The organism is Pseudomonas rhodesiae (assembly GCF_007858255.1).
GTDB classification, from domain to species: Bacteria; Pseudomonadota; Gammaproteobacteria; order Pseudomonadales; family Pseudomonadaceae; genus Aquipseudomonas; species Aquipseudomonas rhodesiae.
This window is the reverse complement of record NZ_VFEU01000015.1, coordinates 1-24,586: the sequence shown is the minus strand read 5'-3', so window position 1 is coordinate 24,586 and position 24,586 is coordinate 1. Positions and strand designations below refer to the sequence as shown.

General features: G+C 58.8%; 22 protein-coding genes and 1 pseudogene. 12 read left to right on the top strand and 11 right to left on the bottom strand.

From position 1 onward, the window contains the following. Positions 1 to 2: 2 nt before the first annotated feature. Positions 3 to 821 (bottom strand): shikimate dehydrogenase, encoded by an 819-nt coding sequence (gene aroE, locus FIV35_RS19890; protein WP_034136322.1) that lies wholly within the window; start codon positions 819 to 821, stop codon positions 3 to 5. Further along, positions 821 to 1,753 (bottom strand): oxygen-dependent coproporphyrinogen oxidase, encoded by a 933-nt coding sequence (gene hemF / locus FIV35_RS19885; protein WP_034101647.1) that lies wholly within the window; start codon positions 1,751 to 1,753, stop codon positions 821 to 823. The genes aroE and hemF overlap by 1 nt, the downstream gene beginning before the upstream one ends. Positions 1,754 to 1,929: 176 nt before the next feature. Here hemF and FIV35_RS19880 point away from each other — a divergent pair, with 176 nt between their 5' ends. After that, positions 1,930 to 2,907 carry a quinone oxidoreductase family protein gene (locus FIV35_RS19880; RefSeq protein WP_034101646.1) on the top strand — a complete coding sequence of 326 codons (978 nt, stop codon included), beginning with the start codon at positions 1,930 to 1,932 and terminating at the stop codon, positions 2,905 to 2,907. Between the two features lie 81 nt (positions 2,908 to 2,988). Here FIV35_RS19880 and tsaC read toward each other — a convergent pair whose 3' ends face one another. The 3 genes from tsaC to FIV35_RS19865 all read right to left on the bottom strand — a co-directional run bounded on the left by tsaC (position 2,989) and on the right by FIV35_RS19865 (position 5,552). Next, positions 2,989 to 3,546 (bottom strand): L-threonylcarbamoyladenylate synthase type 1 TsaC, encoded by a 558-nt coding sequence (gene tsaC / locus FIV35_RS19875; RefSeq protein WP_034136321.1) that lies wholly within the window; start codon positions 3,544 to 3,546, stop codon positions 2,989 to 2,991. A gap of 71 nt (positions 3,547 to 3,617) precedes the next feature. After that, on the bottom strand, positions 3,618 to 4,712 hold the full coding sequence (gene dprA / locus FIV35_RS19870; RefSeq protein ID WP_034136320.1) for a DNA-processing protein DprA: 1,095 nt from the start codon (positions 4,710 to 4,712) through the stop codon (positions 3,618 to 3,620). Positions 4,713 to 4,775: 63 nt separating this feature from the next. Continuing rightward, the gene (locus FIV35_RS19865) at positions 4,776 to 5,552 is read right to left on the bottom strand and encodes a hypothetical protein (RefSeq protein ID WP_034136319.1); all 777 of its coding nucleotides are present in this window, start codon (positions 5,550 to 5,552) and stop codon (positions 4,776 to 4,778) included. Between the two features lie 135 nt (positions 5,553 to 5,687). On the opposite strand from FIV35_RS19865, the gene def reads away from it, so the two are divergent. The 5 genes from def (at position 5,688) to FIV35_RS19840 (ending at position 10,242) form a co-directional block, all read left to right on the top strand. Continuing rightward, positions 5,688 to 6,194, top strand: coding sequence for a peptide deformylase (def, locus tag FIV35_RS19860; protein WP_034101640.1), 507 nt, complete (start codon positions 5,688 to 5,690; stop codon positions 6,192 to 6,194). A 69-nt stretch (positions 6,195 to 6,263) separates the two neighbouring features. Next, positions 6,264 to 7,217 carry a methionyl-tRNA formyltransferase gene (fmt, locus tag FIV35_RS19855; RefSeq protein ID WP_034136318.1) on the top strand — a complete coding sequence of 318 codons (954 nt, stop codon included), beginning with the start codon at positions 6,264 to 6,266 and terminating at the stop codon, positions 7,215 to 7,217. Next, the gene (rsmB, locus tag FIV35_RS19850) at positions 7,214 to 8,524 is read left to right on the top strand and encodes a 16S rRNA (cytosine(967)-C(5))-methyltransferase RsmB (RefSeq protein ID WP_034136317.1); all 1,311 of its coding nucleotides are present in this window, start codon (positions 7,214 to 7,216) and stop codon (positions 8,522 to 8,524) included. Before fmt ends, rsmB begins: the two co-directional genes overlap by 4 nt. A 21-nt stretch (positions 8,525 to 8,545) precedes the next feature. Continuing rightward, positions 8,546 to 9,919 (top strand): Trk system potassium transporter TrkA, encoded by a 1,374-nt coding sequence (gene trkA / locus FIV35_RS19845; RefSeq protein WP_034101634.1) that lies wholly within the window; start codon positions 8,546 to 8,548, stop codon positions 9,917 to 9,919. A 17-nt stretch (positions 9,920 to 9,936) separates the two neighbouring features. Beyond that, positions 9,937 to 10,242 carry a tetratricopeptide repeat protein gene (locus FIV35_RS19840; RefSeq protein ID WP_034136316.1) on the top strand — a complete coding sequence of 102 codons (306 nt, stop codon included), beginning with the start codon at positions 9,937 to 9,939 and terminating at the stop codon, positions 10,240 to 10,242. 95 nt (positions 10,243 to 10,337) lie between these two features. Here the strand turns inward: FIV35_RS19840 and FIV35_RS19835 are convergent, their stop codons facing one another. After that, a complete protein-coding gene (locus tag FIV35_RS19835; protein ID WP_034101631.1) occupies positions 10,338 to 11,225 on the bottom strand; it encodes a lysophospholipid acyltransferase in 888 nt (295 codons plus the stop codon). A 40-nt stretch (positions 11,226 to 11,265) separates the two neighbouring features. Next, positions 11,266 to 11,823, bottom strand: coding sequence for a DNA-3-methyladenine glycosylase I (locus FIV35_RS19830; protein ID WP_083377923.1), 558 nt, complete (start codon positions 11,821 to 11,823; stop codon positions 11,266 to 11,268). Between the two features lie 81 nt (positions 11,824 to 11,904). Between FIV35_RS19830 and glyQ the strand changes: the two genes are divergently transcribed. From glyQ to FIV35_RS19810, 4 genes are all read left to right on the top strand, one after another. Then, entirely contained in the window at positions 11,905 to 12,858 is a 954-nt protein-coding gene (gene glyQ / locus FIV35_RS19825) for a glycine--tRNA ligase subunit alpha (protein ID WP_003187265.1), read from the top strand. Then, on the top strand, positions 12,855 to 14,909 hold the full coding sequence (gene glyS, locus FIV35_RS19820; protein ID WP_034136314.1) for a glycine--tRNA ligase subunit beta: 2,055 nt from the start codon (positions 12,855 to 12,857) through the stop codon (positions 14,907 to 14,909). Before glyQ ends, glyS begins: the two co-directional genes overlap by 4 nt. Before the next feature lie 2 nt (positions 14,910 to 14,911). Next, positions 14,912 to 15,448 (top strand): D-glycero-beta-D-manno-heptose 1,7-bisphosphate 7-phosphatase, encoded by a 537-nt coding sequence (gmhB, locus tag FIV35_RS19815; protein WP_162276705.1) that lies wholly within the window; start codon positions 14,912 to 14,914, stop codon positions 15,446 to 15,448. A gap of 83 nt (positions 15,449 to 15,531) precedes the next feature. Beyond that, the gene (locus FIV35_RS19810) at positions 15,532 to 16,302 is read left to right on the top strand and encodes a lysophospholipid acyltransferase family protein (protein WP_034101628.1); all 771 of its coding nucleotides are present in this window, start codon (positions 15,532 to 15,534) and stop codon (positions 16,300 to 16,302) included. 181 nt (positions 16,303 to 16,483) lie between these two features. Here the strand turns inward: FIV35_RS19810 and FIV35_RS19805 are convergent, their stop codons facing one another. Then, complete coding sequence (locus FIV35_RS19805) at positions 16,484 to 18,763, bottom strand: CHASE2 domain-containing protein (RefSeq protein WP_034136313.1); 2,280 nt, start codon at positions 18,761 to 18,763, stop codon at positions 16,484 to 16,486. 407 nt (positions 18,764 to 19,170) lie between these two features. Between FIV35_RS19805 and FIV35_RS19800 the strand changes: the two genes are divergently transcribed. Continuing rightward, positions 19,171 to 19,893, top strand: coding sequence for a response regulator transcription factor (locus FIV35_RS19800; RefSeq protein WP_034136312.1), 723 nt, complete (start codon positions 19,171 to 19,173; stop codon positions 19,891 to 19,893). Between the two features lie 481 nt (positions 19,894 to 20,374). Further along, positions 20,375 to 20,722, top strand: a complete 348-nt coding sequence (locus FIV35_RS19795) for a hypothetical protein (protein ID WP_034136311.1) — start codon at positions 20,375 to 20,377, stop codon at positions 20,720 to 20,722. Between the two features lie 811 nt (positions 20,723 to 21,533). Here the strand turns inward: FIV35_RS19795 and FIV35_RS19790 are convergent. The 3 genes and pseudogenes from FIV35_RS19790 to FIV35_RS19780 all read right to left on the bottom strand — a co-directional run bounded on the left by FIV35_RS19790 (position 21,534) and on the right by FIV35_RS19780 (position 24,391). Further along, positions 21,534 to 21,749 carry a hypothetical protein gene (locus FIV35_RS19790; protein ID WP_034136310.1) on the bottom strand — a complete coding sequence of 72 codons (216 nt, stop codon included), beginning with the start codon at positions 21,747 to 21,749 and terminating at the stop codon, positions 21,534 to 21,536. 343 nt (positions 21,750 to 22,092) lie between these two features. After that, positions 22,093 to 23,522, bottom strand: a pseudogene (locus FIV35_RS19785) (IS1182 family transposase). Positions 23,523 to 23,875: 353 nt separating this feature from the next. Beyond that, positions 23,876 to 24,391: a GNAT family N-acetyltransferase gene (locus FIV35_RS19780; protein ID WP_083377924.1), complete on the bottom strand. Its 516-nt coding sequence runs from the start codon at positions 24,389 to 24,391 to the stop codon at positions 23,876 to 23,878. Positions 24,392 to 24,586 lie beyond the last annotated feature (195 nt).

Genomic DNA, 24,586 nt, shown 5'->3' with positions numbered 1-24,586 from the left:
CGTCAGGCCAACTGTCGACGCAACTCAGCCAGCACCGGGGCCGATGCCGGGCGCACATCGCGCCACAGGAAGAACGCTTCAGCCGCCTGTTCCACCAGCATGCCCAAGCCATCCATCGAAACGGCGGCGCCGTGCTGCGTGGCCCAGCGGCAGAAGGGGGTAGGGTCCTTGGCGTACATCATGTCGTAGCAAAAAGTCCTACCCGGTTCGATCAGGCTGCTGGCAATCGGCGGTACATCGCCTGACAAGCTGGCGGAGGTGGCGTTGATAATGACGTCCACCGGCTCACGCAGCCAATCAAAACCACTGGCCGACACTGGGCCCAGGTCATCGAACAACTCGGCGAGCCGTTCGGCTTTTTCCACCGTGCGGTTGGCAATGATCAGCGAAGCCGGGTGTTCGGCCAGCAACGGTTCCAGCGCCCCACGCACCGCGCCGCCGGCGCCCAGCAGCAGGATGCGTTTACCGTTGAGGCTCAACCCGGCATTGACCGTCAGGTCACGCACCAGCCCGGCGCCGTCGGTGTTATCGCCCAGCAGGGTGCCATCGGCGAGTTTGCTCAAGGTGTTCACCGCACCGGCGCGCTTGGCGCGTTCGGTGAGGGTGTCCGCCAGGCGATAAGCGTCTTCCTTGAACGGCACGGTGACATTGGCGCCACGGCCCTGTTGAAAAAACTCACGGGCACAGCCGGTAAAGTCCTCCAGCGGTGCAAGCAACGTGCTGTAGTCCAACTGTTCGCCAGTCTGCTCGGCGAACATCCGGTGAATCAGCGGCGATTTGCTGTGGCCGACAGGGTTGCCGAAGACGACGTAGCGATCCATCAGTTCGCCGCCTTGGGGGCCGCGATGCCGAGCCAGTCGCGGTCCTGCAGGAAGTAATCGGTCAGACGCGCTTCTTCGCTGCCGGCCTCGGCTTTCCAGTCATAGCTCCAGCGCACTTGCGGCGGCAGCGACATCAGGATCGACTCAGTACGGCCACCCGATTGCAGGCCAAACAAGGTGCCACGGTCGTAGACCAGGTTGAACTCGACGTAGCGGCCACGACGGAACTCCTGGAACTCGCGTTGTTGCTCGGTATAAGCCATGGCCTTGCGGCGCTGCACGATCGGTAGGTAGGCGTCGATATAGGCGTCGCCGATGGCGCGAATAAAGGCGAAACAGGTGTCGAAGCCCCACTCGTTCAAGTCATCGAAGAACAGGCCGCCGATGCCACGCGGTTCGTTGCGGTGCTTGATGTGGAAGTAGGTGTCGCACCAGGCTTTGTAACGCGCGTAGACGTCGGGGCCGAACGGCGCACACGCCTGCTCGGCCACGCGGTGCCAGTGGATGCAGTCTTCTTCGTTGGCGTAATAAGGGGTGAGGTCGAAGCCACCGCCGAACCACCACACCGCTTCTTCGCCTTCTTTTTCAGCAATGAAAAAACGCACGTTGGCGTGGGACGTCGGCACATAGGGGTTGTGCGGGTGAATCACCAGTGACACGCCCAGCGCTTCAAACCCGCGACCGGCCAGCTCTGGGCGATGGGCGCTGGCGGACGGTGGGAGGCCGCTGCCGAACACGTGGGAAAAGTTAACGCCGCCTTTTTCGATCACCGTCCCGTTCGCGATCACACGGGTGCGACCGCCGCCGCCGGCAGGCCGGGTCCAGGCGTCTTCGATAAAGCGAGTGTCCGTCTCGAAGGTTTCCAGGGCGCTGCAAATGCGGTCTTGCAGGTCAAGCAGGTAGGCCTTTACAGCCTCGGTGCGGGTAGTCATGGCATCACCTTGAATCGGGCAAAGCTACGCGAGGCCATCAGGCGTCGGCGGCAAATGGGCGCACAGGATACCACCGCGCTTAATGAGCACTGCACTTAGGTGCGCCGCAGTTGACGAAGATCAAGCATAGGAGTCCGATAGGGGCCTTCGTGAAAACGACCCAAGGAGAAGTGCAGATGGCCAAGCGTATCCAGTTCAGTGCCCATGGCGGCCCCGAAGTACTTGAATATGTGGACTACACGCCAGCGGAACCGGGCCCACAGCAGGTTCGCGTACGTAATGAGGCGATAGGCCTGAACTTCATCGACACCTATTTCCGCAGCGGCCTCTACGCACCGCCATCCCTGCCATCGGGGCTGGGCGCAGAAGGGGCCGGCGTGGTGGATGCAGTGGGCAGCGAGGTCACGCAATTCAAGGTCGGCGATCGCGTCGCCTACGGCAGCGGCCCGTTGGGCGCTTATAGCCAGTTGCATGTGCTGCCTGCCGCCAACTTGGTGCACTTGCCCGACGACATCAGCTTCGAACAAGCTGCCGGGGCCATGCTCAAGGGTCTGACGGTGCAGTACCTGCTGCGCCAAACCTATGAATTGAAGGGTGGTGAAACCATCCTGTTCCATGCCGCCGCCGGTGGCGTGGGCTCGCTGGCCTGCCAATGGGCCAAGGCCCTGGGCGTTAAGTTGATCGGTACCGTAAGTTCGCCGGAGAAAGCCGCATTGGCCAAATCCCTCGGCGCGTGGGAAACCATCGACTACAGCAAGGAAGATGTCGCACAGCGCGTGCTGGAATTGACCGACGGCAAAAAAGTCCCGGTGGTGTATGACGGCGTCGGCAAGGACACCTGGCTGACCTCGCTGGACAGCGCCGCACCACGCGGGCTGGTGGTGAGCTTCGGCAACGCATCGGGCGCGGTGGATGGGGTAAATCTGGGGATTCTGGCGGCGAAAGGTTCGCTGTATGTCACCCGGCCAACCCTGGCGACCTACGCCAACAATCCACAAAACTTGCAGGCAATGGCTGACGATCTGTTCTCGATGATCCAAAGCGGCAAGGTACGCATCGATATCAACCAGCGGTATGCGCTGGCCGAGGCGGCCAAGGCGCAGACCGAGCTGTCGGGGCGGCGTACAACGGGGTCGACCATCCTGTTGCCTTGACGGGCTGAGGTGCCTGGGCTGGTTGGCCTGCTTAACAGGCCAACCGGAACCAGCGCCGTCGCCCCAGGGTAGGTGCGGGGATCAAGACGGGCGGACCACCTTGCCCGTCGCCAGGTCGCGAATCAGACTCGGGTTCTTGCGCCCGCCCAGGGCACCACCCAACACCAGGTCTAGCTGGCCACGGAAGTACTGCTCCACGCGAATCCGCGTGCGCGCGGCCGGGCGGCCCTGGGGGTTGGCGGAGGTGGAAATCAGCGGCCCCACCAGTGCGCACAAGTCCCGTACCAGCGGATGATCGCTTACCCGCAACGCTACCGTGTCGTGCACGCCGGTGACCCATTCCGGCAACAGATCCTGATGCGGCACCAGCCAGGTATTGGGCCCGGGCCAGGTACTGGCCATGCGCTCGATCCAGGCCTGCGGGAAGTCTTCGAACAGAAAATCGAACTGGCGGATGTTGTCCGCCACCAGGATCAGGCCTTTGTCCACCGAGCGATTCTTGATCGCCAGCAGCCGATCCACCGCCTCTTCGTTCCAAGGGTCGCAGCCCAGGCCCCAGACCGCCTCGGTCGGATAGGCAATCACCGCGCCTGCGCGAACCTCTTGTGCGGCTTTCAGCACACGCCACCTGTTGACCATGGTTTAACTCTCCGGACTAAAGCTGTGCGCAGTTTACCCATCTTCTTTGCAAAACCTAGCAGCACAAAAACCTAGCCACGCGCGAGCCAGCGCCCGCTCTCGCAGATGACCTGGCCTTCCAGCTCCAGCTCGGTCAGCGTCGCCAGCACTTGGGACAATGTGCGCCCGCTGGCAATGGCCAACCCCTCGCTGGTCTGGGGCGCAGCGTGCAGCAGTGCCACCAGCGGATGAGTAACCGGGATCGGCGCCGGCTGTGATAACGCCTGCCAGCCACGCAAGCCTTCCAGAATATGCTCGATGGTTTCCACCAGCACCGCACCCTCGCGGATCAACTGATGGCAGCCCTTGGCGCCAGGGTGATGGATGGAGCCGGGGATTGCGTACACCTCACGGCCCTGCTCGGCCGCCAGTTTGGCCGTAATCAGCGAACCGCTGGCCATGCTGGCTTCCACCACCAGTACGCCCAAGGACAGGCCACTGATGATCCGGTTACGCCGTGGAAAGTTGGCAGCCTGGGGTGCGGCATCCAGCGGAAACTCAGAAACCACCGCGCTGCCTTGAGCAATCATCGCCGCGGCAAGGCGCCGATGACGTTGTGGATAAAAATTTTCCAGTCCCGTGCCCAGCACGCCGATTGTCTGACCGCCCACCTCCAGCGCAGCCTGATGTGCCGCGCCGTCGATACCCAAGGCCAAGCCACTGGTGATGACAAACCCGGCGCCCGCCAGGCTGCGGGAAAACGCAGCGGCGGTATCCATGCCTGGGCGGGACGCGCGACGACTGCCGACCACCGCCAACTGCGGTTTTTCCAGAATGCCAGGGTCGCCGGCAATGAATAACAACGGCGGCGCATCATCGATCTGGGCCAGCAGTGCCGGGTATTCAGGCTGATCCCACATCAACAAATGCTGGGCCGGATGCTCAAGCCACGCCAATGCCGCGCTGGCACCGTCGCGGATTTCCTGGCTTCGCCGTGCCTCGGCGCTGATGGCCGGCAAGCCCAGAGATCGCCAGGCACTGGCAGGGGCGCTGATGGCTTTGGAGGCGCAACCGAACGCCTCAATCAACAAACGAAAACGCTTCGGACCCAGCTCCGGCAGCCTGTGCAGCCGTAGGCGAGCCTCCAGTTCTGACGGGGAAATTTCATGGCTATTAATCGGATTCATCTGATCATCCTTGACCGGAACAAGCTGTGGATAAGTCTGTTGGTAACTTATTTAGCAGGCTACTTATTGGCTTTGACGGGCAGTCTCGAAACGGTCCATCACCGCCAATGAGTGTGAAGCGCTAAGCACCAGGCCAAAGCTGAGCTTTTCATAGGTGCGAAACACCAGCAGGGTGCCGGCGGGTTCATCGGGAAGCGTTACCGGGGAGTCACTCAGGGAGTCCCTGATGGTGGCACCGGCTTTTATGACGGTCAGCAACTGGCCTTCGACCAAGCCATCGCGACGACCTTTGTCCAGAGTGACGGCGTCGAGCACCCCAATCTGGGTGACGCCTCGGGGGACATCGATGATGCGCCCTTCGATAAACGCCGCATTCAGCGGCACTTTGAGCCTTGCCAGGTCCACCGCAGGCTCGACACGCAGCAAGCGATCACCGGGGCGTACCTCCTGGGTCACCCGTTGCAGCGCCAGGGTGCTCAGATCACCAGCGTAGATAAAGCGAGCAGTGCCGATATCGTCGGCATTGACGCCCAGCAATTCTTGGGTGGCAGGGTCAGTGTAAAGCTTGCCGCGCCGCACCACGGCGTAGGCGGGCTGGGCAGGATCCAAAACGCCACGGGCATGCACACGCTCACCGTTGGCGCCCATGACCCGACCGTTGTCGGCCGCGATAATGTAAGGCGCTGTGTCCAGATCCTCGGGTTTATCCAGAATGCGGTTGTGCAGCAGAAAGCGTTGGATGGCCTGTTGCGTCGATGGATCGAGAGGCTGGTCTGGCCGCGGCAATAACGCCATGGCAAACGGCGCCCACAGCAGCAAGACGAGTAGCGATTTCCTCATGGGGTCAATCTCCTTTATTATGTGCGTTCGCGTGAAATGCCTTGGCCTTCGCGGCTTTCGAGCGTTTCACACCGGCCGTATGGGTCCATCCCACCGCCGATTTGCCTTTACCTCACATGTGCAGCAATTACGCTTATGGCTATTTTGAACATCCTCGAATTTCCCGACTCGCGCCTGCGCACGATCGCCAAACCGGTGGCCGTAGTGGACGACAAGGTTCGTCAGTTGGTCGATGACATGTTTGAAACAATGTATGAAGCCCCGGGCATCGGCCTCGCCGCGACCCAGGTCAACGTGCATCAGCGCGTCGTGGTCATGGACCTGTCGGAAGATCGCAGCGAACCACGGGTGTTCATCAACCCCGAATTCGAACCGCTGACCGACGAGATGGGCGAATACCAGGAAGGCTGCCTGTCGGTGCCGGAGTTCTACGAGAACGTCGAGCGCCCGTTGCGCGTGAAAATTAAGGCTCTGGACCGTGATGGCAAGCCCTATGAACTGATCGCCGACGGCCTGCTGGCGGTATGTATCCAGCACGAATGCGACCACCTCAACGGCAAACTGTTTGTCGATTACCTGTCCACGCTTAAGCGTGACCGGATCAAGAAGAAGCTGGAAAAAAAGCATCGCCAGCAAGCTTGATGCCCCTCTTCCAAAGGCTTGCTGCGGCAAGCCTTTTTCTTTTGTGACTGTTTTTAACCGAGAACGCCCATGACCGAGCCACTGCGCATTGTTTTTGCCGGTACACCCGAATTTGCCGCCGAACACCTCAAGGCGCTGCTCGCCAGCCCCTATGAGGTGGTCGCGGTGTACACCCAGCCGGATCGTCCGGCCGGGCGTGGGCAAAAACTGATGCCGAGCCCGGTCAAGCAACTGGCGCTGGAACACAACATCCCCGTGCTGCAGCCGCCGACCCTGCGCAACGCCGAGGCTCAGGCCGAATTGGCCGCGTTACAACCGGACCTGCTGGTGGTGGTGGCCTATGGTCTGATCCTGCCTCAGGCCGTCCTGGATATCCCACGCCTTGGCTGCATCAACAGCCACGCCTCGCTATTGCCGCGCTGGCGCGGTGCGGCGCCGATCCAGCGTGCCGTCGAGGCCGGCGACAGCGAAAGCGGCGTGACCGTGATGCGCATGGAAGCAGGCCTGGACACCGGCCCGATGCTGTTGAAAGTCACCACCCCAATCACCGCCGAAGACACCGGCGGCAGCCTGCACGACCGCCTCGCCGAGCTGGGCCCACCGGCTGTGATCCAGGCCATCGCCGGCCTGGCCGCCGGAACCCTGCAAGGCGACGTGCAGGACGACAGCCTGGCCACTTACGCACACAAATTGAACAAGGACGAAGCACGCATCGACTGGCGCCGCCCGGCCGTCGAGCTGGAGCGCCTCGTGCGTGCCTTCAACCCGTGGCCGATCTGCCACAGCACCCTCAATGGCGAAGCCCTGAAAGTGCTGGCCGCTACCTTGGCCGACGGCAACGGCGCGTCCGGTGAGATCATCGGCGCCAGCAAGGACGGCCTGCTGGTGGCCTGCGGCGAACAGGCGCTATGCCTGACTCGTCTGCAATTGCCCGGTGGCAAAGCGCTGAATTTCAGCGATTTGTTCAACAGCCGACGTGAGAAGTTTTCCCTGGGTACCGTCCTCGGGGCGGCCGTCCAATGAACCCGCGTCTGGCTGCCGCCAAGGCACTCGCCGCCGTTCTCAACGGCAAGGCATCGCTCAACAGTTCGCTGCCCACACAGTTGGATAAGGTTGAAGATCGCGATCGCGGTTTCACTCAGGACCTGGCCTTCGGCACAGCCCGCTGGCAACCACGTTTGTCGGCGTTGGCAGCCAAGCTGTTGCAAAAGCCGTTCAAGGCGGCGGATGCAGATGTCGAAGCGCTGCTGTTGGTGGGCCTCTATCAACTGCTCTACACCCGGGTGCCGGCCCACGCCGCCATCGGAGAAACCGTCGGCTGTGCCGACAAACTGAAAAAGCCCTGGGCCAAGGCCCTGCTCAACGCCGTGCTGCGCCGCGCCCAGCGTGAAAGCGAAGCGCTGCTGGCCGAGCTTGAACATGACCCGGTGGTGCGTACCGCGCACCCACGCTGGTTGCAGAAATCCCTGAAAGCTTTTTGGCCGCAGCAGTGGGAAGCCATCTGCGCAGCCAACAATGCGCACCCGCCGATGATCCTGCGAGTCAATCGCCGCCATCATCAGCGCGACGCCTACCTGAAACTGCTCAGCGATGCCGGCCTCAGCGCCACGCCATGCGCCTACAGCGTCGACGGCATCGTGCTCGAAACCGCCACCGATGTGCGCGGCCTGCCGGGGTTTGCCGAGGGTTGGATCAGCGTGCAGGACGAAGCCGCACAGCTGGCCGCCGACCTGCTCGATCTGGCGCCAGGCCAACGTGTGCTGGATGCCTGCTGCGCGCCGGGCGGTAAGACGTGTCACATTCTGGAAGTGGAAAAAGACCTGGCACAGGTAGTCGCCGTCGACTTGGAAGCCAAGCGCCTGGTGCGTGTACGGGAAAACCTCGCGCGCCTGGGCCTGAGCGCCGAACTGATTGCCGCCGACGGACGCGACACTGCCACTTGGTGGGACGGCAAACCTTTCCAGCGCATTCTGCTCGATGCGCCATGCTCCGCCACCGGAGTGATCCGCCGCCACCCGGACATCAAACTCACCCGCCAAGCCGATGACATCGCCGCCCTCGCCGCGCTGCAAGGCGAGTTGCTCGATGCCCTGTGGCCAACCCTGGAAGTCGGCGGCATTCTGCTCTACGCCACCTGCTCCACTTTACCCACCGAGAACACCGAGGTTATTGAAGCCTTTCTCGCGCGCACCAGCGGCGCGCGGGAGCTGGACCTCGCCACTGCGGCCGGTATCAAACAGCCCCATGGCCGCCAACTGCTTGCGCAGGAAGGCGGGCACGATGGCTTCTACTACGCCAAACTGATCAAGATCGCCGCCGCGCGCGGCTAAAGGCTTTGAGGGAGTGACCGGATGAAAATCATCATCCTAGGCGCAGGGCAGGTCGGTGGCACGTTGGCTGAACATTTGGCCAGCGAAGCCAATGACATCACCGTGGTGGACACCGACGCCGAGCGTCTGCGGAATTTGGGTGACCGCCTGGATATCCGAACCGTACAAGGCCGCGCCTCGTTTCCTACCGTACTGCGCCAGGCCGGTGCCGACGACGCCGACATGCTGGTCGCCGTGACCAATAGCGACGAAACCAACATGGTCGCCTGCCAGGTCGCTCACACACTGTTTCACACGCCGACCAAGATCGCCCGGGTGCGTGAGGCGGCCTACCTGACCCGCGCCGGGCTGTTTGATAACGATGCGATCCCGGTGGATGTCTTGATCAGCCCGGAGCAGGTGGTTACCCACTACATCAAGCGCCTGATCGAGATCCCCGGCGCCTTGCAGGTGATCGACTTCGCCGAAGGCAAAGCGCAGCTGGTAGCGGTGAAGGCCTATTACGGCGGGCCTTTGGTGGGCCAGCAGTTGCGCCAATTGCGCGAACATATGCCGAACGTCGAAACCCGCGTGGCGGCGATTTTCCGTCGTGATCGGCCGATCCTGCCCCAGGGCGACACGGTGATCGAAGCCGACGACGAAGTGTTTTTCATCGCCGCCAAAGCGAATATTCGCGCAGTCATGAGCGAAATGCGCCGACTGGACGAAACCTACAAGCGCATCGTCATAGCCGGCGGCGGGCAAATCGGTGAGCGTTTGGCAGAGGCCATCGAAAGCCGCTACCAAGTCAAGATCATCGAGATGAGCCCTGCACGCTGCCGGCATTTATCCGACACCTTGGACAGTACGGTCGTACTCCAAGGCAGTGCTTCAGACCGCGACCTGCTGGTGGAAGAGAACATCGCCGACGCCGATATTTTCCTGGCGCTGACCAACGATGACGAGGCCAACATCATGTCCTCCTTGCTGGCCAAGCGCCTGGGGGCAAAAAAGGTGATGACCATCATCAACAATCCGGCCTATGTGGACCTGATCCAGGGTGGCGATATCGACATCGCCATCAGCCCGCAACTGGCGACCATCGGCACTTTGCTCGCCCATGTGCGCCGTGGCGATATCGTCAGCGTGCACTCCCTGCGTCGGGGCGCGGCGGAAGCGATTGAGGCGATTGCCCACGGCGATTCGAAGTCGAGCAAGGTCATCGGCAAGGCCATTCGCGACATCGGCCTGCCGCCGGGCACCACCATTGGCGCGATCATTCGCGATGAAGAGGTGATCATTGCCCACGACGACACGGTGATCGCCACTGGTGACCACGTCATCCTTTTCCTTGTGGATAAGAAACATATCCGTGACGTGGAGAAACTGTTCCACGTGGGGCTGAGCTTTTTCTGATTTAGGAGTACGCCGGCATGCTTGAATCCCTGGAGAAAATGCTCGCCAAGGGTGTGGATAACTCGCTGTTGCGCTTTGGTCTGGGCAAGGGTTATTTGGATTTGAAGGACAACGCCAAGGCAGCCGAGCATTTGCAGCGGTGCGTCGGCTTTGATCCGAAATATTCGGCGGCGTGGAAGTTGTTAGGCAAGGCACAGTTGGGCTTGGGCGATAATGCCGCAGCGCGGCAGGCGTGGGAGAAGGGCATCGAAGCGGCCCAGGCCCACGGCGACAAGCAGGCCGAGAAAGAGATGATGGTGTTCCTGAAGAAACTCGACCGCTAAACCCGAGCAGATCGAAAATGTAGGAGGGGCGGTGCGACGATTCGACTTGCCCCCTCCCACATTTGGTTTGCCGTTGTTTTTCGGTCAGCAGTGGGTCAGTACCACCGTGCTTCACCCGGCGGACGCTTCTTGAAGCGCTTCATGCTCCACATGTACTGGCTCGGGTAGGCGCCGACGTAACGTTCCACCACCTTGCTCATCGCCGCGCAGGACGTGGCGGTGTCGGTGCTGTACATGTCTTCCGGCGCCGCTTCCAGGATCACTTTGTAGCCCGAACCGTCCGGCAGGCGCAGGGCATGCAGGAACACGCCCACGGCCTTGTGGCCGGCGAGCATGTTGGGCACGAATTTGCTGGTGAGGGCTTGGGTGGCGAAGAACGGCACGAAGATTCCTGCGGACTCCGCCGGTTCCGGGTCGGCGGGAATACCCACTTGGCCACCTTTGCGCACTTCCTTGATCACACTCAGGATGCCTTCCTTGGTGGACGCAGCTACGCGGTTGCCCAGTTGCACCCGCTGCTTGCGCAGCAATTCGTCCACCGCCTTGAGCTTGGGCGGGCGGTAGAAAATGATCGGTTTGCACTGGCTGCAATAGAAGTGGTTCAACACTTCCCAGTTGCCCAGATGACTGGTGATGCCCACCACGCCTTTACCCGACGCCAGAGCCTCGTGCAGGACTTCCAGTCCTTCGACTTCACGCACCAGGTCGATGGAGCGCTGGGCCGGCCAGATCCAGGCGCAGGCGCTTTCGGTCAGGGACTTGCCGATGTCCATCAGGCTGCGGCCTACCAGCCGCTCGCGCTCGGCGGGGTCCATGTCCGGAAAGCATTTGGAGAGGTTGATCCGCACCGTGTCGCGAGAGCGGTTGGGGGTTTTCCACATGACCCAGCCAATCGCGGTACCGACGGCCTGGACAGCGCGCCAGGGCAGTAGGGCGAACAACCGGAGAGCGCCTACCAGCAAGGCGCCTTTAAACTTTTCCACAGGTCACTCCTGATCGTGTGCGGTGCGCAAAGCGCGCATTCTAACCGGCGTTGACCAACTGCGCGTAACGGTCGCAATCCTGAGTGTGATCCATGACCATGCCCGAGGCCTGCATAAAGGCGTAGCAAATGGTCGGACCGACAAAGGTGAAACCGGCTTTTTTCAAGGCTTTGCTCATCGCCTCGGCCTCTGGCGTGATCGCCGGAACTTCACTGCGATCCTTGAAGTGATTGATCTTGGGCACGCCACCGACGAAAGACCATAGCAAGCCCACCGGGTCTGCCAGTGCCAGCCAGGCAGCCGCATTGCGGCGCGTGGCGTTGAGCTTCAAGCGATTGCGCACGATGCCTGGGTCCTGCATCAACGCTTCGATTTCATCATCGCTCAAGCGCGCCAGGCGCTGGGCATCGAAGCCGAACAACACCTTTCGATAATGCTCGCGTTTGCGTAAAACGGTGATCCAGAACAGGCCCGCCTGGAACCCTTCGAGCAATAACAACTCGAACAAACCCTGCGCATCGCGCAGCGGCGTTCCCCACTCTTGATCGTGATAAGCCATGTACAGCGGATCTTCAGAACACCAAAAGCAGCGTGGCATAAGGCTCCAGGGGATGGTGGCGCGGCCGAATCGGGTATACTCCCGCTCTTTAAATCGCAGCCCAAGTAACAGGTGAATTTCGTGAGCCAGCCTACGCCAGCCGTGCGTACCTTCCAAGACTTGATCCTCGCCCTCCAGCAATACTGGGCCGAGCAAGGTTGTGTGGTACTTCAGCCCTACGATATGGAAGTAGGCGCCGGCACTTTCCACACCGCAACATTCCTGCGGGCCATCGGCCCGGAAACCTGGAACGCCGCTTATGTGCAGCCCAGTCGCCGCCCGACTGACGGCCGCTACGGCGAAAACCCGAACCGTCTGCAGCACTACTACCAGTTCCAGGTGGTATTGAAGCCCAACCCGGACAATTTCCAGGAACTGTACCTGGGCTCGCTCAAGCATGTGGGCCTGGACCCTCTGGTACACGACATCCGTTTCGTCGAAGACAACTGGGAATCGCCGACCCTGGGCGCCTGGGGTCTGGGCTGGGAAGTCTGGCTCAACGGTATGGAAGTGACGCAATTCACGTACTTCCAGCAGGCCGGCGGCATCGAGTGCTACCCAGTGACCGGCGAAATCACCTACGGCCTGGAACGCCTGGCGATGTACCTGCAAGGTGTGGATTCGGTCTACGACCTGGTATGGGCTGACGGCCCGTTCGGCAAAGTCACCTATGGCGACGTGTTCCACCAGAACGAAGTGGAGCAGTCGACCTATAACTTCGAACACGCCAATGTCGACAAGCTGTTCGAACTGTTCGATTTCTATGAAAGCGAAGCCAAGCGCCTGATCGAGTTGGATCAGCCGCTGCCGTTGCCGAGCTATGAAATGGTGTTGAAGGCTTCCCATACCTTCAACCTGCTGGACGCCCGCCGCGCCATCTCGGTGACCGCGCGTCAGCAATACATCCTGCGTGTACGCACCCTGGCGCGTTCCGTCGCCCAAGCCTACCTGCTGGCACGCGCCAAGCTGGGCTTCCCGATGGCAACCCCGGACCTGCGTGATGAAGTGTTGGCTAAGCTGGAGGCTGCACAATGAGTGCTCAAGATTTCCTGGTTGAACTGGGCACCGAAGAGCTGCCACCCAAGGCACTCAATACCCTGGCCGACGCCTTCCTGGCCGGGATCGAAAAAGGCCTGCAGACCGCCGGCCTGAAGTTTGAAGCCAAAAAGGTCTACGCCGCGCCGCGCCGCCTGGCCGTGTTGCTGACCGCGCTGGAAACCCAACAGCCGGACCGCAGCATCAACCTCGACGGCCCGCCGCGCCAGGCCGCGTTCGACGCCGAAGGTAACCCGACCCAGGCCGCCCTTGGCTTTGCCAAAAAATGTGGCGTCGAGCTGAGCGACATCGATCAAAGCGGTCCGAAACTGCGCTTTAGCCAGGTGATTACCGGCAAGCCGACTGCCAGCCTGTTGCCGACCATTGTCGAAGACTCTCTGAACGACCTGCCGATTCCCAAGCGCATGCGCTGGGGCGCGCGCAAGGAAGAGTTCGTGCGTCCGACCCAGTGGCTGGTGATGCTGCTCGGTGATCAGGTCATCGACTGCACCATCCTCGCCCAGAAAGCCGGCCGCGACTCCCGCGGTCACCGTTTCCATCATCCGCAAAGCGTGCGCATCACCTCGCCGGCCAATTACCTCAATGACCTGCGCGGCGCTTACGTATTGGCCGATGCCAATGAACGTCGTGAACTGATCAGCAAGCGCACCGAAGAGCTGGCCCGCCTGCAGGAAGGCACCGCCATCGTGCCGCCGAACCTGCTCGACGAAGTGACCGCGCTGGTTGAATGGCCGGTGCCGTTGGTGTGCTCGTTCGAAGAGCGCTTCCTCGACGTGCCGCAGGAAGCCCTGATCACCACCATGCAGGACAACCAGAAGTATTTCTGCCTGCTGGACATGGACGGCAAGTTGCTGCCGCGCTTTATCACCGTGGCCAACATCGAGAGCAAGGACCCGCAGCAGATCATCGCCGGTAACGAGAAAGTCGTTCGCCCGCGCCTGACCGACGCCGAGTTCTTCTTCAAGCAAGACAAGAAGCAGAAGCTGGAAGACTTCAACCTGCGCCTGCAGAACGTGGTGTTCCAGGAAAAACTCGGCAGTGTCTATGACAAGGCCGTACGGGTTTCGAAGCTGGCCGCTTACATTGCACCGCGCATTGGCGGTGATGCCGCCTGGGCCGCGCGTGCGGGCTTGCTGTCCAAGTGCGACCTGGCCACCGAGATGGTCGGTGAGTTCCCCGAGATGCAAGGCGTCGCCGGTTACTACTATGCCCTCAACGACGGCGAGCCGAACGACGTGGCTCTGGCGCTGAACGAGCAGTACATGCCGCGCGGTGCCGGCGCCGAGTTGCCGTCCACCCTGACCGGCGCGGCCGTGGCCATCGCCGATAAGCTGGACACCCTGGTCGGCATCTTCGGTATCGGCATGCTGCCGACCGGTAGCAAAGACCCCTATGCCCTGCGCCGTGCGGCCTTGGGCGTGCTGCGCATTCTGATCGACAAAAAGCTCGACCTCGACCTGACCCAGGCCGTGGTGTTCGCGGTCGGCCAGTTCGGCGGCAAGGTCAAGCAGGCCGGCCTGGCTGAGCAAGTGCTGGAATTCGTGTTCGACCGTCTGCGTGCGCGTTATGAAGACGAGGGCGTGGACGTGTCGGTATACCTGTCGGTTCGCGCTCTGCAACCGGGTTCGGCACTGGACTTCGACCAGCGCGTACAAGCCGTGCAGGCGTTCCGTAAGTTGCCGGAAGCCGATGCGCTGGCGGCCGTGAACAAGCGTGTGTCGAACCTGCTGAGCAAGGCCGAAGGCCTGGGCAATGCCGACGTCGACCCTGGCCTGTTTGCCGATGCCAAGGAGTTCTCGCTGAACTCGGCCATCGCCAAGGCCGAGAATGCGGTGAAACCGCTGATTGCAGAACGCAATTACGCCGAAGCACTGGCGCGCCTGGCTACCTTGCGTGAGCCGGTGGATGCGTTCTTCGAAGCGGTGATGATCAATGCCGAAGATGCCGGTGTACGGAAAAACCGCTACGCCATGCTCGCGCGTCTGCGCGGCTTGTTCGTCAATATCGCCGATATTTCGACCCTGAGCTGACCATGCTGAAACTGCTGATTCTCGATCGGGACGGGGTGATCAATTACGACTCCGACGCTTACATCAAGTCGGTGGAGGAGTGGATTCCACTGCCCGGCTCGATCGAGGCCATTGCGCAGTTGAGCAAAGCCGGCTGGACGGTGGCCGTCGCCACCAACCAGTCCGGCATTGCCCGTGGCTACTATGACCTCGCCACCCTGGACGCCATGCACGCGCGCTTGCGCACGTTGGTGGCCGAGCAGGGCGGTGAGGTGGGGTTGGTGGTGTACTGCCCCCATGGACCGGACGAAGGCTGCGATTGCCGCAAACCCAAGCCGGGCATGTTGAAAACCATTGCAAAACATTACAACGTGCCATTGGCTGGGATATGGTTCGTCGGGGACAGCCTCGGTGACCTGGAGGCGGCCAAGGCCGTCGACTCTCAGCCAGTTTTGGTAAAGACCGGGAAAGGCGAAAAGACCCAGGCGAAAAACCTGCCGGTAGGCACTTTGATTTTTGACGATCTGGCGGCAGTTGCCGCAGAACTTATCAACAACTAGCCGCCCTCGACTTCCTGACCAAGGATTGTTCGGGAGTGCGCTGTTCAACAGGCGGGCCGTGTCCCGCAACGGTAAATGCCGCCATGTCGATCTTGCAGGCCATCAGAACCTTTTTCTTTTACCTGCTGCTGGGCACCAGTTCGTTTCTCTGGTGCACCCTGAGCTTTTTTATTGCGCCGTTCCTGCCGTTCAAGGCGCGCTATCGCTTTATCAACGTCTACTGGTGCCGCTGCGCTTTGTGGTTGGCCAAGGTATTCCTGAATATCCGTTTCGAGGTCAAGGGCGCGGAAAACGTCCCGCAGCAGCCTTGCGTGATTCTGTCGAACCATCAGAGCACCTGGGAAACGTTCTTTCTCTCGGCATACTTTTCGCCCTTGAGCCAGGTGCTCAAGCGCGAACTGCTGTATGTCCCGTTCTTCGGTTGGGCCATGGCGATGTTGCGGCCGATCGCGATTGATCGAGACAACCCCAAGGCCGCGCTCAAGCACGTTGCCAAGAAGGGCGATGAGCTACTCAAAGATGGTGTGTGGGTACTGATCTTCCCCGAAGGCACACGAGTACCCTACGGCACTGTGGGCAAGTTCTCCCGTGGCGGGACTGCTTTGGCGGTCAACGCTAATCTGCCGGTATTGCCGATTGCCCATAACGCCGGCAAATTCTGGCCAAAAACTGGCTGGGCCAAACGCGAAGGCACGATCACCGTGGTGATTGGCGAACCGATGTACGCCGAAGGAGAGGGCCCAAGGGCTATTGCAGCGCTGAACGACCGTGCTCAGGCGTGGAATGAAGCGCAGCAACGTGCCATGGGTTCGCTGCCTCCGGAGCCCGTGGTGGTGGACACGCCCGTCGTTTGAAGTTCTGTGGATAACCTGTGCACGGATTGTTGGCAAATGGCTCTTTTTTAAACATAACTAGCTGATTTTATTGAATATTCAAAAAAAGAATAAAATCACCAAAACCGTGCATAAGTTTTTCCAGCTATAAAAAAACCGGTCCTGATGACCGGTTTTTTTGTGCCTTGTGAAAAAGCCGTACTTATTCATCTAAAAGAGGCAAACGTAGGCTGAAAGCGGTGCCTTTGCCCAGTGTACTTTCGCAGTCGATCCGGCCTCTATGGCGCTCAACAACGGCTTTAACCATTGTTAGCCCCAACCCAAGCCCTTCGCTGCCCTGTGCAGAATCAAAGCGCCGGTACTGACTGAACAGCTCCGGCAAATCCTCTGGTGCTATACCTGGGCCCTGGTCGCTGATCCGGCATTCCAACCAGCCCTGCTCACTGGCGTGACTCAACCTGACGGTAGTCCCGGAAGGTGAGTATTTGACGGCATTCTCCAGCACGTTAAACAACGCACGCGTCAGCAGCGATTGGTCGGCTGACACCATGCCTTCGTCAGTCTCATCCAGGTCATGAACCAGATGTATGCCTTTGAGCTGGGCGATTACTGCCACTTGGTCGAAGGCATCCATCACCAACATGGCGAATAAGGTCGGCTGGAATTGGTAACCGTCAGCCTCGGCTTTCGCCAACTGCACAAATGACTCCGTAAGGCTCAGCGCACGTCGAACTTGTTGTTCGACCTGGGCAAACACCGGCGACTCACCGCTGTGCACATCCAGTAACGCGAGGATGGCCGAGTGGGGCGCGCGCAGGTCATGGGACAGGAAGCGCAGCATGGTTTCTCGATGCTGCTGGGCCTCGCGCTCTTTGCTCAGGTCGGTGAGGCTCAGCAGCCAGCCGAGGGCGATGTCCCCTTCAGCCGGGAGCAAAGGGGCAAGCTCCATGCGCAGACTGCGTTGATGGATATCGCGAAACTCCACCAATTCCAACGCCGACAGGGCGGGGCGCACGCCATTGTGCAGCGGTGGATAGCCCAGATCGGCAAGTTGCTCCAGCAGGTTTTCGGCGACCAGGTCATTACCGAACACCTCACGGGCAATGCGGTTAGCCAACAGAATATTGCCGCGGGGGTCGGTAATCAGCGTGGCCACCGGCAGGCATTCCAACCCATCAGCCATAAAACGGCGGGTATCCCGCGTGCGGCTGACGGCCTGTTCCAAGGCAAAAATACGCGCTTGCAACACATCACCGCGGCTCGCGGGCGCGCGGCGACGCTCGGGAAGCACCTTGGGCTCGTTATCCAGACGCGCCAGTTCCCAACCGAAATACGCCAGGATCACACTCAGGCGACGCCAATTCCAGATCAGGTAGCTGAGCAGCAAACCGATCCAACACGCGGCGGGGGACCACCAGTGGCCCAACCGCAGTAACCCCAAAGCGATAAGCAACGCCGCAAGCATGCAGCCCACGGTCATCCACAAGGCATAGCGGGGACGATGAAGCAGCAGGCCCAGCAGCACCGCCACAAGACTCGTCGCTATCAGTGCCGCCAGCCATCCAGGCAGATCCACGACGCTGCGTCCCTGGAGCAAGGCATTGAGAACGTTGGCCTGGATGTCCAACCCGGCCGTGGCGCCGACAGTGGAAGAGAGCGGGCTGAAAAAATAATCGCCCAAGCCTGAGTCCATCCCCCCCACTAGAATCAAGCGACCATGCAGCATTTCAGGTGGTACTTCGCCATGCAATACGCTGACATAGGACACACTGGGAAATCGGGCACCAGGCGCAATAACAGGGACGCGAACCCCATGTTCGCGCTGCCAATGTTTCAATATCGACGCCTGCGGGTTGCCTGGCATCGGCTTCGTTTCATCGCTCATTTCATAAGCCAACCAGGCCAACTGCGGGACCGTGGCACCGACAGGTCCCTCACGCAGGTACAGGCGTCGCACCACACCGTCGTTGTCGGCTTCTACGTTGATATGACCCAGCCCTTTGGCACATTTGAGCAGGGGCAACATTTGCGCGTCGGCCTGGCTATAGCGAGAAGAGCCTTCGCGAACCAACGGCAGCACTACATTGCCGGCGTTACATACGGCGTCAGACAGGCGCTTGTCGCTCGCAGGTTCCTCGGGTTCGCTGAAGATGACATCGAAAAGGATCCCTGCCGGTTGTGCGGCATTGAGGCGGTCAATCAAATCGGCGTGCAAGCTGCGTGGCCATGGCCACGGTCCTAGTTTCTTGAGGCTCGGTTCGTCGATGGTCACCAGCAACACGCGCGGATCCACCGGTAGAGGAGTGAGGCGGCGAAAAGTGTCATAGAAGGAGTTGTTCAGCGCCAACCCCGAACTCACCGACAGGTAGGCCGTCATAGGCAGCAGCAGCAAGCCGATCCACACCCATTCGCGCACCAAGCCGTGAAACAAGCGCTGGGCGTGGGTGGGTTGGCGTTTTTCGGCCTTGCCCCAAAGCATCATAGGTCACCGTATCTAAGCAGTGGCTGGATAGGCACACACGCCTTGAACCCAGTGAAGCTCATTTTCGACCCGCGGGACGATGTTTGCTGCTTGATGTTCATGAAGGCATTGGCCGTGGCGAATTGAGCACGATGGGATTATGGGGCGGTAACTCGTTCCTGAGGACAGGAGTCTACGACAGCACATGCGTCGGCTGAGCCTTTTCCTTACTATCGGGAGTCGGTATCTTCCCTTCCTAGGTAGCGAGAATTTCCAATGGGTTAACCGCTCATGGACTTCAGCCTACCGAGAGATCCAGGGAACGCCGTTTCTGAGCACAATTCTTCAGATTCAACGGCCGGCATCTGCGCAGTACGTGCCTTGAACAGGCTGACGGCTGCCGTACTCTTCAATGAAAGGACCCACCCATGCGTGTCGCAATACTGGATGACGAACCCGCGGAATTGCGCCGGGTGGAACAGACACTGCGACAAATTCCTGGTACCACTGAACAGCCTTGGACCCTGCATTGTTTCGAGCGGGGTGAAGACCTGCTACGCCAGTTACGTCGAGAAACCTTTGATCTGCTGATACTCGACTGGCAATTGCCAGACATCACGGGTATCGCACTGCTGCGCTGGACACGCGAACACATGGATGCGCCCCCTGCGGTCATCATGCTGACCAGCCGTGACGCTGAAAGCGATATTGTCACGGCGTTGAACAGCGGTGCCGATGACTATGTCAGCAAACCTTTTCGCCCGAATGAATTGAAGGCGCGTGTCAGCGCGGTTCTTCGCCGCCATGGCCTGCAAAAATCCACGACCCATGAAGTGCAAAGTTTCAACGACCTGACTTTTGACGATGCTGAACTGACAGTCACTCGCGCAGGAAAACCGATCAACCTCACCGAGCGCGAGTACCGATTGGCCAGCTGCCTGTTCGCCAATCTGGCGCGTCCGCTGTCTCGTGAATACCTCTATGAGCGATTCTGGACGCACGAAGAAATGGTCTCGTCTCGGCCGTTAGATACCCATATCTATCGACTGCGTAATAAGCTGGGACTGACTGCCGATAGGGGATGGCAGCTGTTAACCATTTATGGATATGGCTATCGCTTGGAAAGTGTTCCTACCAGCTCGGCGGGTTGAGTAGACCGATGTTCCACGTGGAGCATTTGCAAAAATGCGGTCATCCAAATAATAAAAAAGGCCAACGCAGAGCGTTGGCCTTTCTTGTTTATGGCGCGTTAATCGAACTGTAGGTTCACACAATAATTGCTTCAAGACCTCCAGCAAACGCTGGTAGAGAATCATTTATTTGGTGAGTCCACTGGCCGGAATTCACTTAATAAATGATAAAAGCCTACATGTCTCACACAATAGCTGGTTGCACGTGGAACAGGCCGCGAGAGGTGATGTCGCGAGAGGCGCTTGGCGCCTGCTAGGCTGTTCTGTCAATCAGTTGTGCGCTATGACTGGGTCAACCTCAAGATACTCGTGGCTGCCGTCACTCCAATCTCCCATTTCTCTTTCTGTAGGTAGCCTACAGAATATTCTTGCGGCTCGTGCAGAGGCCGGCTATAAATGCTCCTCCTTAGGTAACCTACCTACACAAAGAGAGTACAGCTAGATGAACACCACCCATTACGATCCAAAAGCAGTTGGCGATGCCATCGATAACATCACCGCAGGTTTAGAGCGCGTGATGACTGGATTTGCCAACCTGAAAACGCTCTTGGCGCCTGTCCCCGATGCTTCCGATATCCCTGAGCTTGATCCTCGCAATACCGCCAATAAGTTCGAGAGCGGCAAGCTGACCGATCGTGGCATTGAGGTGTGCTACCGGCTTTTTGATGCCGGAAAGAGTCGGTATGCCGTTGGTGCGGCAATGGAGATCAGCTTCGGTGCAGCAACCCATCGCTTTGAAGCGTGGAAAAAGGCAGGTGGCCTCGATCGCGAGAAGCTTCCTCTGACTTGAGTAATGACGAAATGACCAGCGCAACCTCCCGGGGACAACTGGTCATTGTTTCCCGAGAGGCTAGATGCCATGCCAGTCAGAGGGCTCAATCACCGTCGACCCAGTTCCGGCACGACCTCCGCTCCGACAGCGGGCGCGTCACGCCAAAGCACGATTTCAGGTGATTCAGGTAAATCGAAATCACATTGCTTCATCAGATCAACCAACTTGTATCGCTTGTGATCAACCGAAGACCTAGCGCAGACTACCTGCTCTGAGTGCTGATCGTGATTTTGACGGTACCGAGCCATTCGCTACTCCTATTGCTAAGCGGTGAGCGTATCACTGGTTCAGGTAGCTTCCTGCTCCGCTCATCCAATTCTGATGGGCTAGCCGTAGAAGGAATACTTGGCTCAAAAAATTGAGAACCAAGTCTCCCGAAACTTACGCTCGATCGTCATATCGGGGAAATGTACTTTCCAGCTGTGGAGGAACGGAGATTTTCCATATAGCTTGCGAGCGCTGTTCTGACGCATGCGTAGTCATTTGGCGAAGCCCGCCCAAAAATTATGCTCAACGCAGCGTCGACCTCAGGTCTCGCTCGGATTTTTTCCGACACAACGGCGAGGTCCACACATTCCAAAATGAGAAACAGCGCTTCCTCAAGGCAAATCATACGAGCCCAAAGCGCATCGATCAGAGGCTCACCGTCAACCTGGGCGAGAGCAACGAATGCTCTCTTGACGCCACTGATTACTGAATCGCCCCGGAATCTTTAGATAGCTTGCAAGCTCATTGCGTATCGCTTTTCAAACTCTACCGGCGACAGTTTTTAGCTGTCATTGTTTTTTCTGAGCTTTGCCAAGCCTTGCTTGATATGGCCGGCGTTCTCGCCTATCGCCCACAAGGCACCCCGAACATTGTCTCCAACGTCGGCAAAACCTTGCTGTTCAGCATGTAGCGTAAGCTCCATCAAGGCTGCCTCCAGACCGAGCTGATTCTGGTACATCCTTTCCAGCACATTCGATAACGAATATTCGTCTGACATTGCATCGACTCCTTTCGAAAAATAGAAGCATAGTGCCGGTAGTGGCTTTGGTGGGTGGAAATTGCTGCATGTTTAGAAATTGCTACAAAGCAGTGTGCATTTGAGTGATTAGCCAGGCTGTTCAGTCGCAGACGAGTGACTACGCCCAATCCCTCATCGGAGCCAGACTACGGCCGCTTTCGGCCCAGAGTGTGTAAAAACGCTCATGGGCATCATTTTTTGGAGTATCGACGTTCGTTGGCTGAGCGATCGCATGGTCAGCGTCACGGCTTGCATCGGTAACGACCTGGAGTACGCCAACGCTGTTTTACAGCCTCTTGGATGGGCCAAAACCGGCGTTTTTTTAGCTCGACATCGCCTTCATCAAACCGTTGGCACCGATGACTTTCATGACCCGTTTCAAGTTGTAGGCGAGCACATTCAAGCTCATCTCGGCGCTCACCCCTGCGAGCTTTCGGGTCAGGAAGTGCGTCGCCCCCATCCATTGTTTGAGCGTCCCGAAGGGATGCTCAACAGTTCGTTTTCGGACTCGCATCATCTCCGGCGCGTTGCGCAACCGGTTCTGCATTTCTTCCAGTACCGCTTCATGTTCCCAGCGCCGAACTCGTCGTTCCGTGCTCGGTGTGCACTGCGATTTCAAGGCGCAGCCCTGGCATTTCGAACTCCAGTAACGGTGCAGCTTCAGGCCTTTTTCAACGTTGGTATAGCGCCAAATGAGCGCTTCTCTAGCCGGACAAATATATTCGTTCTTGGCCGTGTCATAGATGAAGGCATCGTTATTGAAGCGCCCGTCAGCCTTGGCTCCAGAGGTCATCGGCTTGGGCACAAAAGCGGTGATGTCTGCATCATGACAAGCGAGGATTTCTTCGCTTTTAAAGTAACCTCGGTCAGCCACTACCGACAGCGTTTCTAGCGCCATCGCGTCGCGGGCCTGCTTGGCCATCGAGCTAAGTTGATCACGATCGGAACCGACGTTGGTCAGCTCATGTGCAACGATCAAATGGTGCTGCGTATCGACCGCTGTCTGGACGTTGTAACCGACGATACCGATGCCGCGCGTCATCATGGAGCGGGCGTCTGGATCGGTCAGTGAAACCTGTTTATCCGGCGATTCGTTGAGCTGGATTTCAATCGCTTGAAGCTCTTTCATTTGCGTTTTCAGCTTGGCGATTTTCTCTTCCAGCCGCACGGCTTTTGGCTTGGAAGCTGTGGGTTCTTGCCGATCGGCAGTATCGAGCGCCGTCAGGTAACGGTTGATGCTCGATTCAATTTCTTCCATTCGCCGCTTCAGTTTGGCGCTGGTGAAATTGCGGTCGCGATTGTTGACTGCCTTGAATTTGCTGCCGTCGATGGCGACCAGATTTTCTCCGAACAGTCCCAACTGCTGGCACAGTACAACGAACTGGCGACAGACGCCTCGGATGGCCTTGCTGTTGTCTTTTCGGAAGTTGGCAATGGTCTTGAAGTCTGGCATCAAACGCCCGGTCAACCACATGAGCTCGACGTTCCGTTGAGCTTCTCGCTCCAAACGTCGGCTCGACTGGATGCGGTTGAGATAGCCGTAGATATAGATCTTTAGCAAGATCGCGGGGTGGTAAGCAGGCCGGCCAGTATCGGCTGGAATGGCACCTTCAAAACCCAGATTGACTAGGTTGAGTTCGTCGACGAAAACGTCGACTACACGCACCGGATTGGTATCGCTGACGTAATCGTCGAGGCTCTCGGGGAGCAGGTGCTTTGACCGCGATATTCGCCTTGAATGAAGCGCTTCATCGGCAACTCCTGCGTTAAAATCCCCAGCGATCATACACGCGATGACAATTATGAAAGCCCCGAGAATGACTAAGACACACGCCCCTCACCGGGCTCAAAAGCTCGTGGAACTTGGCTGGACTGTTAAACATGAATTCAAGGCTGACAACGAAACGTACGAGTGGTATCTGGAATGGGAGCACGTTGAAGAGCCTCCATTGCTTTCCGCGCAAGATAATTGGGATAAACCCAGCCACTACCGCCCTTGTGACTGATTCAATATGGCAGATTTAACGTTGCAGATATAAGCACGATAGATGCGTTTTTACACAGTCTCGGCCAGAAGCGGTCAGTCGACGGGTTCATAAAGATGGTTAAACCGTTGGTATTTGGTAAACAACCGAGTCGTACTTGGCTGACGTGCGCATCTCGAGGATGGTTCCACCCAGAACCTCAGCAATACGTCGACTCGCATGGTTGTTAGTCGCAACGGGGTAGATAAAACTTTTCGCTACCACTCGCTGGCTGGCCCACTGAACAACAGCTTGGACAGCCTCGGTTCCAAAGCCTAGCCCGTGCTCATCTTCACGAATCCAGATACCCAGTTCCGGTGTTTCGGCGTGGGTATCGTGCAGCCCAACCAGTCCGGTAAAACGGGCATTTTCAAGTTGTCTAATTACGAATACAAAGTCGCTGCCATCAGCGATAGAGAGCAGCCACTGACGCCAGACTTGTGCGTACTCCTCAAGAGAAGCAGGTGGTTCCCACGACATGTAGCGAGTCAACGAAGCAGTTATACAAGCGAAAGATTCAACAGCGTCCTGCGCGCAGAATGGCTCAATACTAAGGCGCGGCGACTGGATGCGGATTTCGCGTGTATCGACGGACATTGTAATTTCCACTTGTGCTGGTATCTGGTTTGTAACCGCGCTAGGAGATTTTCGAAAGGGCAGCTTTTGGCCCAGAGTGTGTAAAAACATCCCGGTAAACCCTTGCTATGATTTCCGAGAATCTCATCGCAAGGGACGCCCATGAAACGGTTTATCCAGGGTGAACATCGAGGTCAAAGCACCTTACTTCCCGAA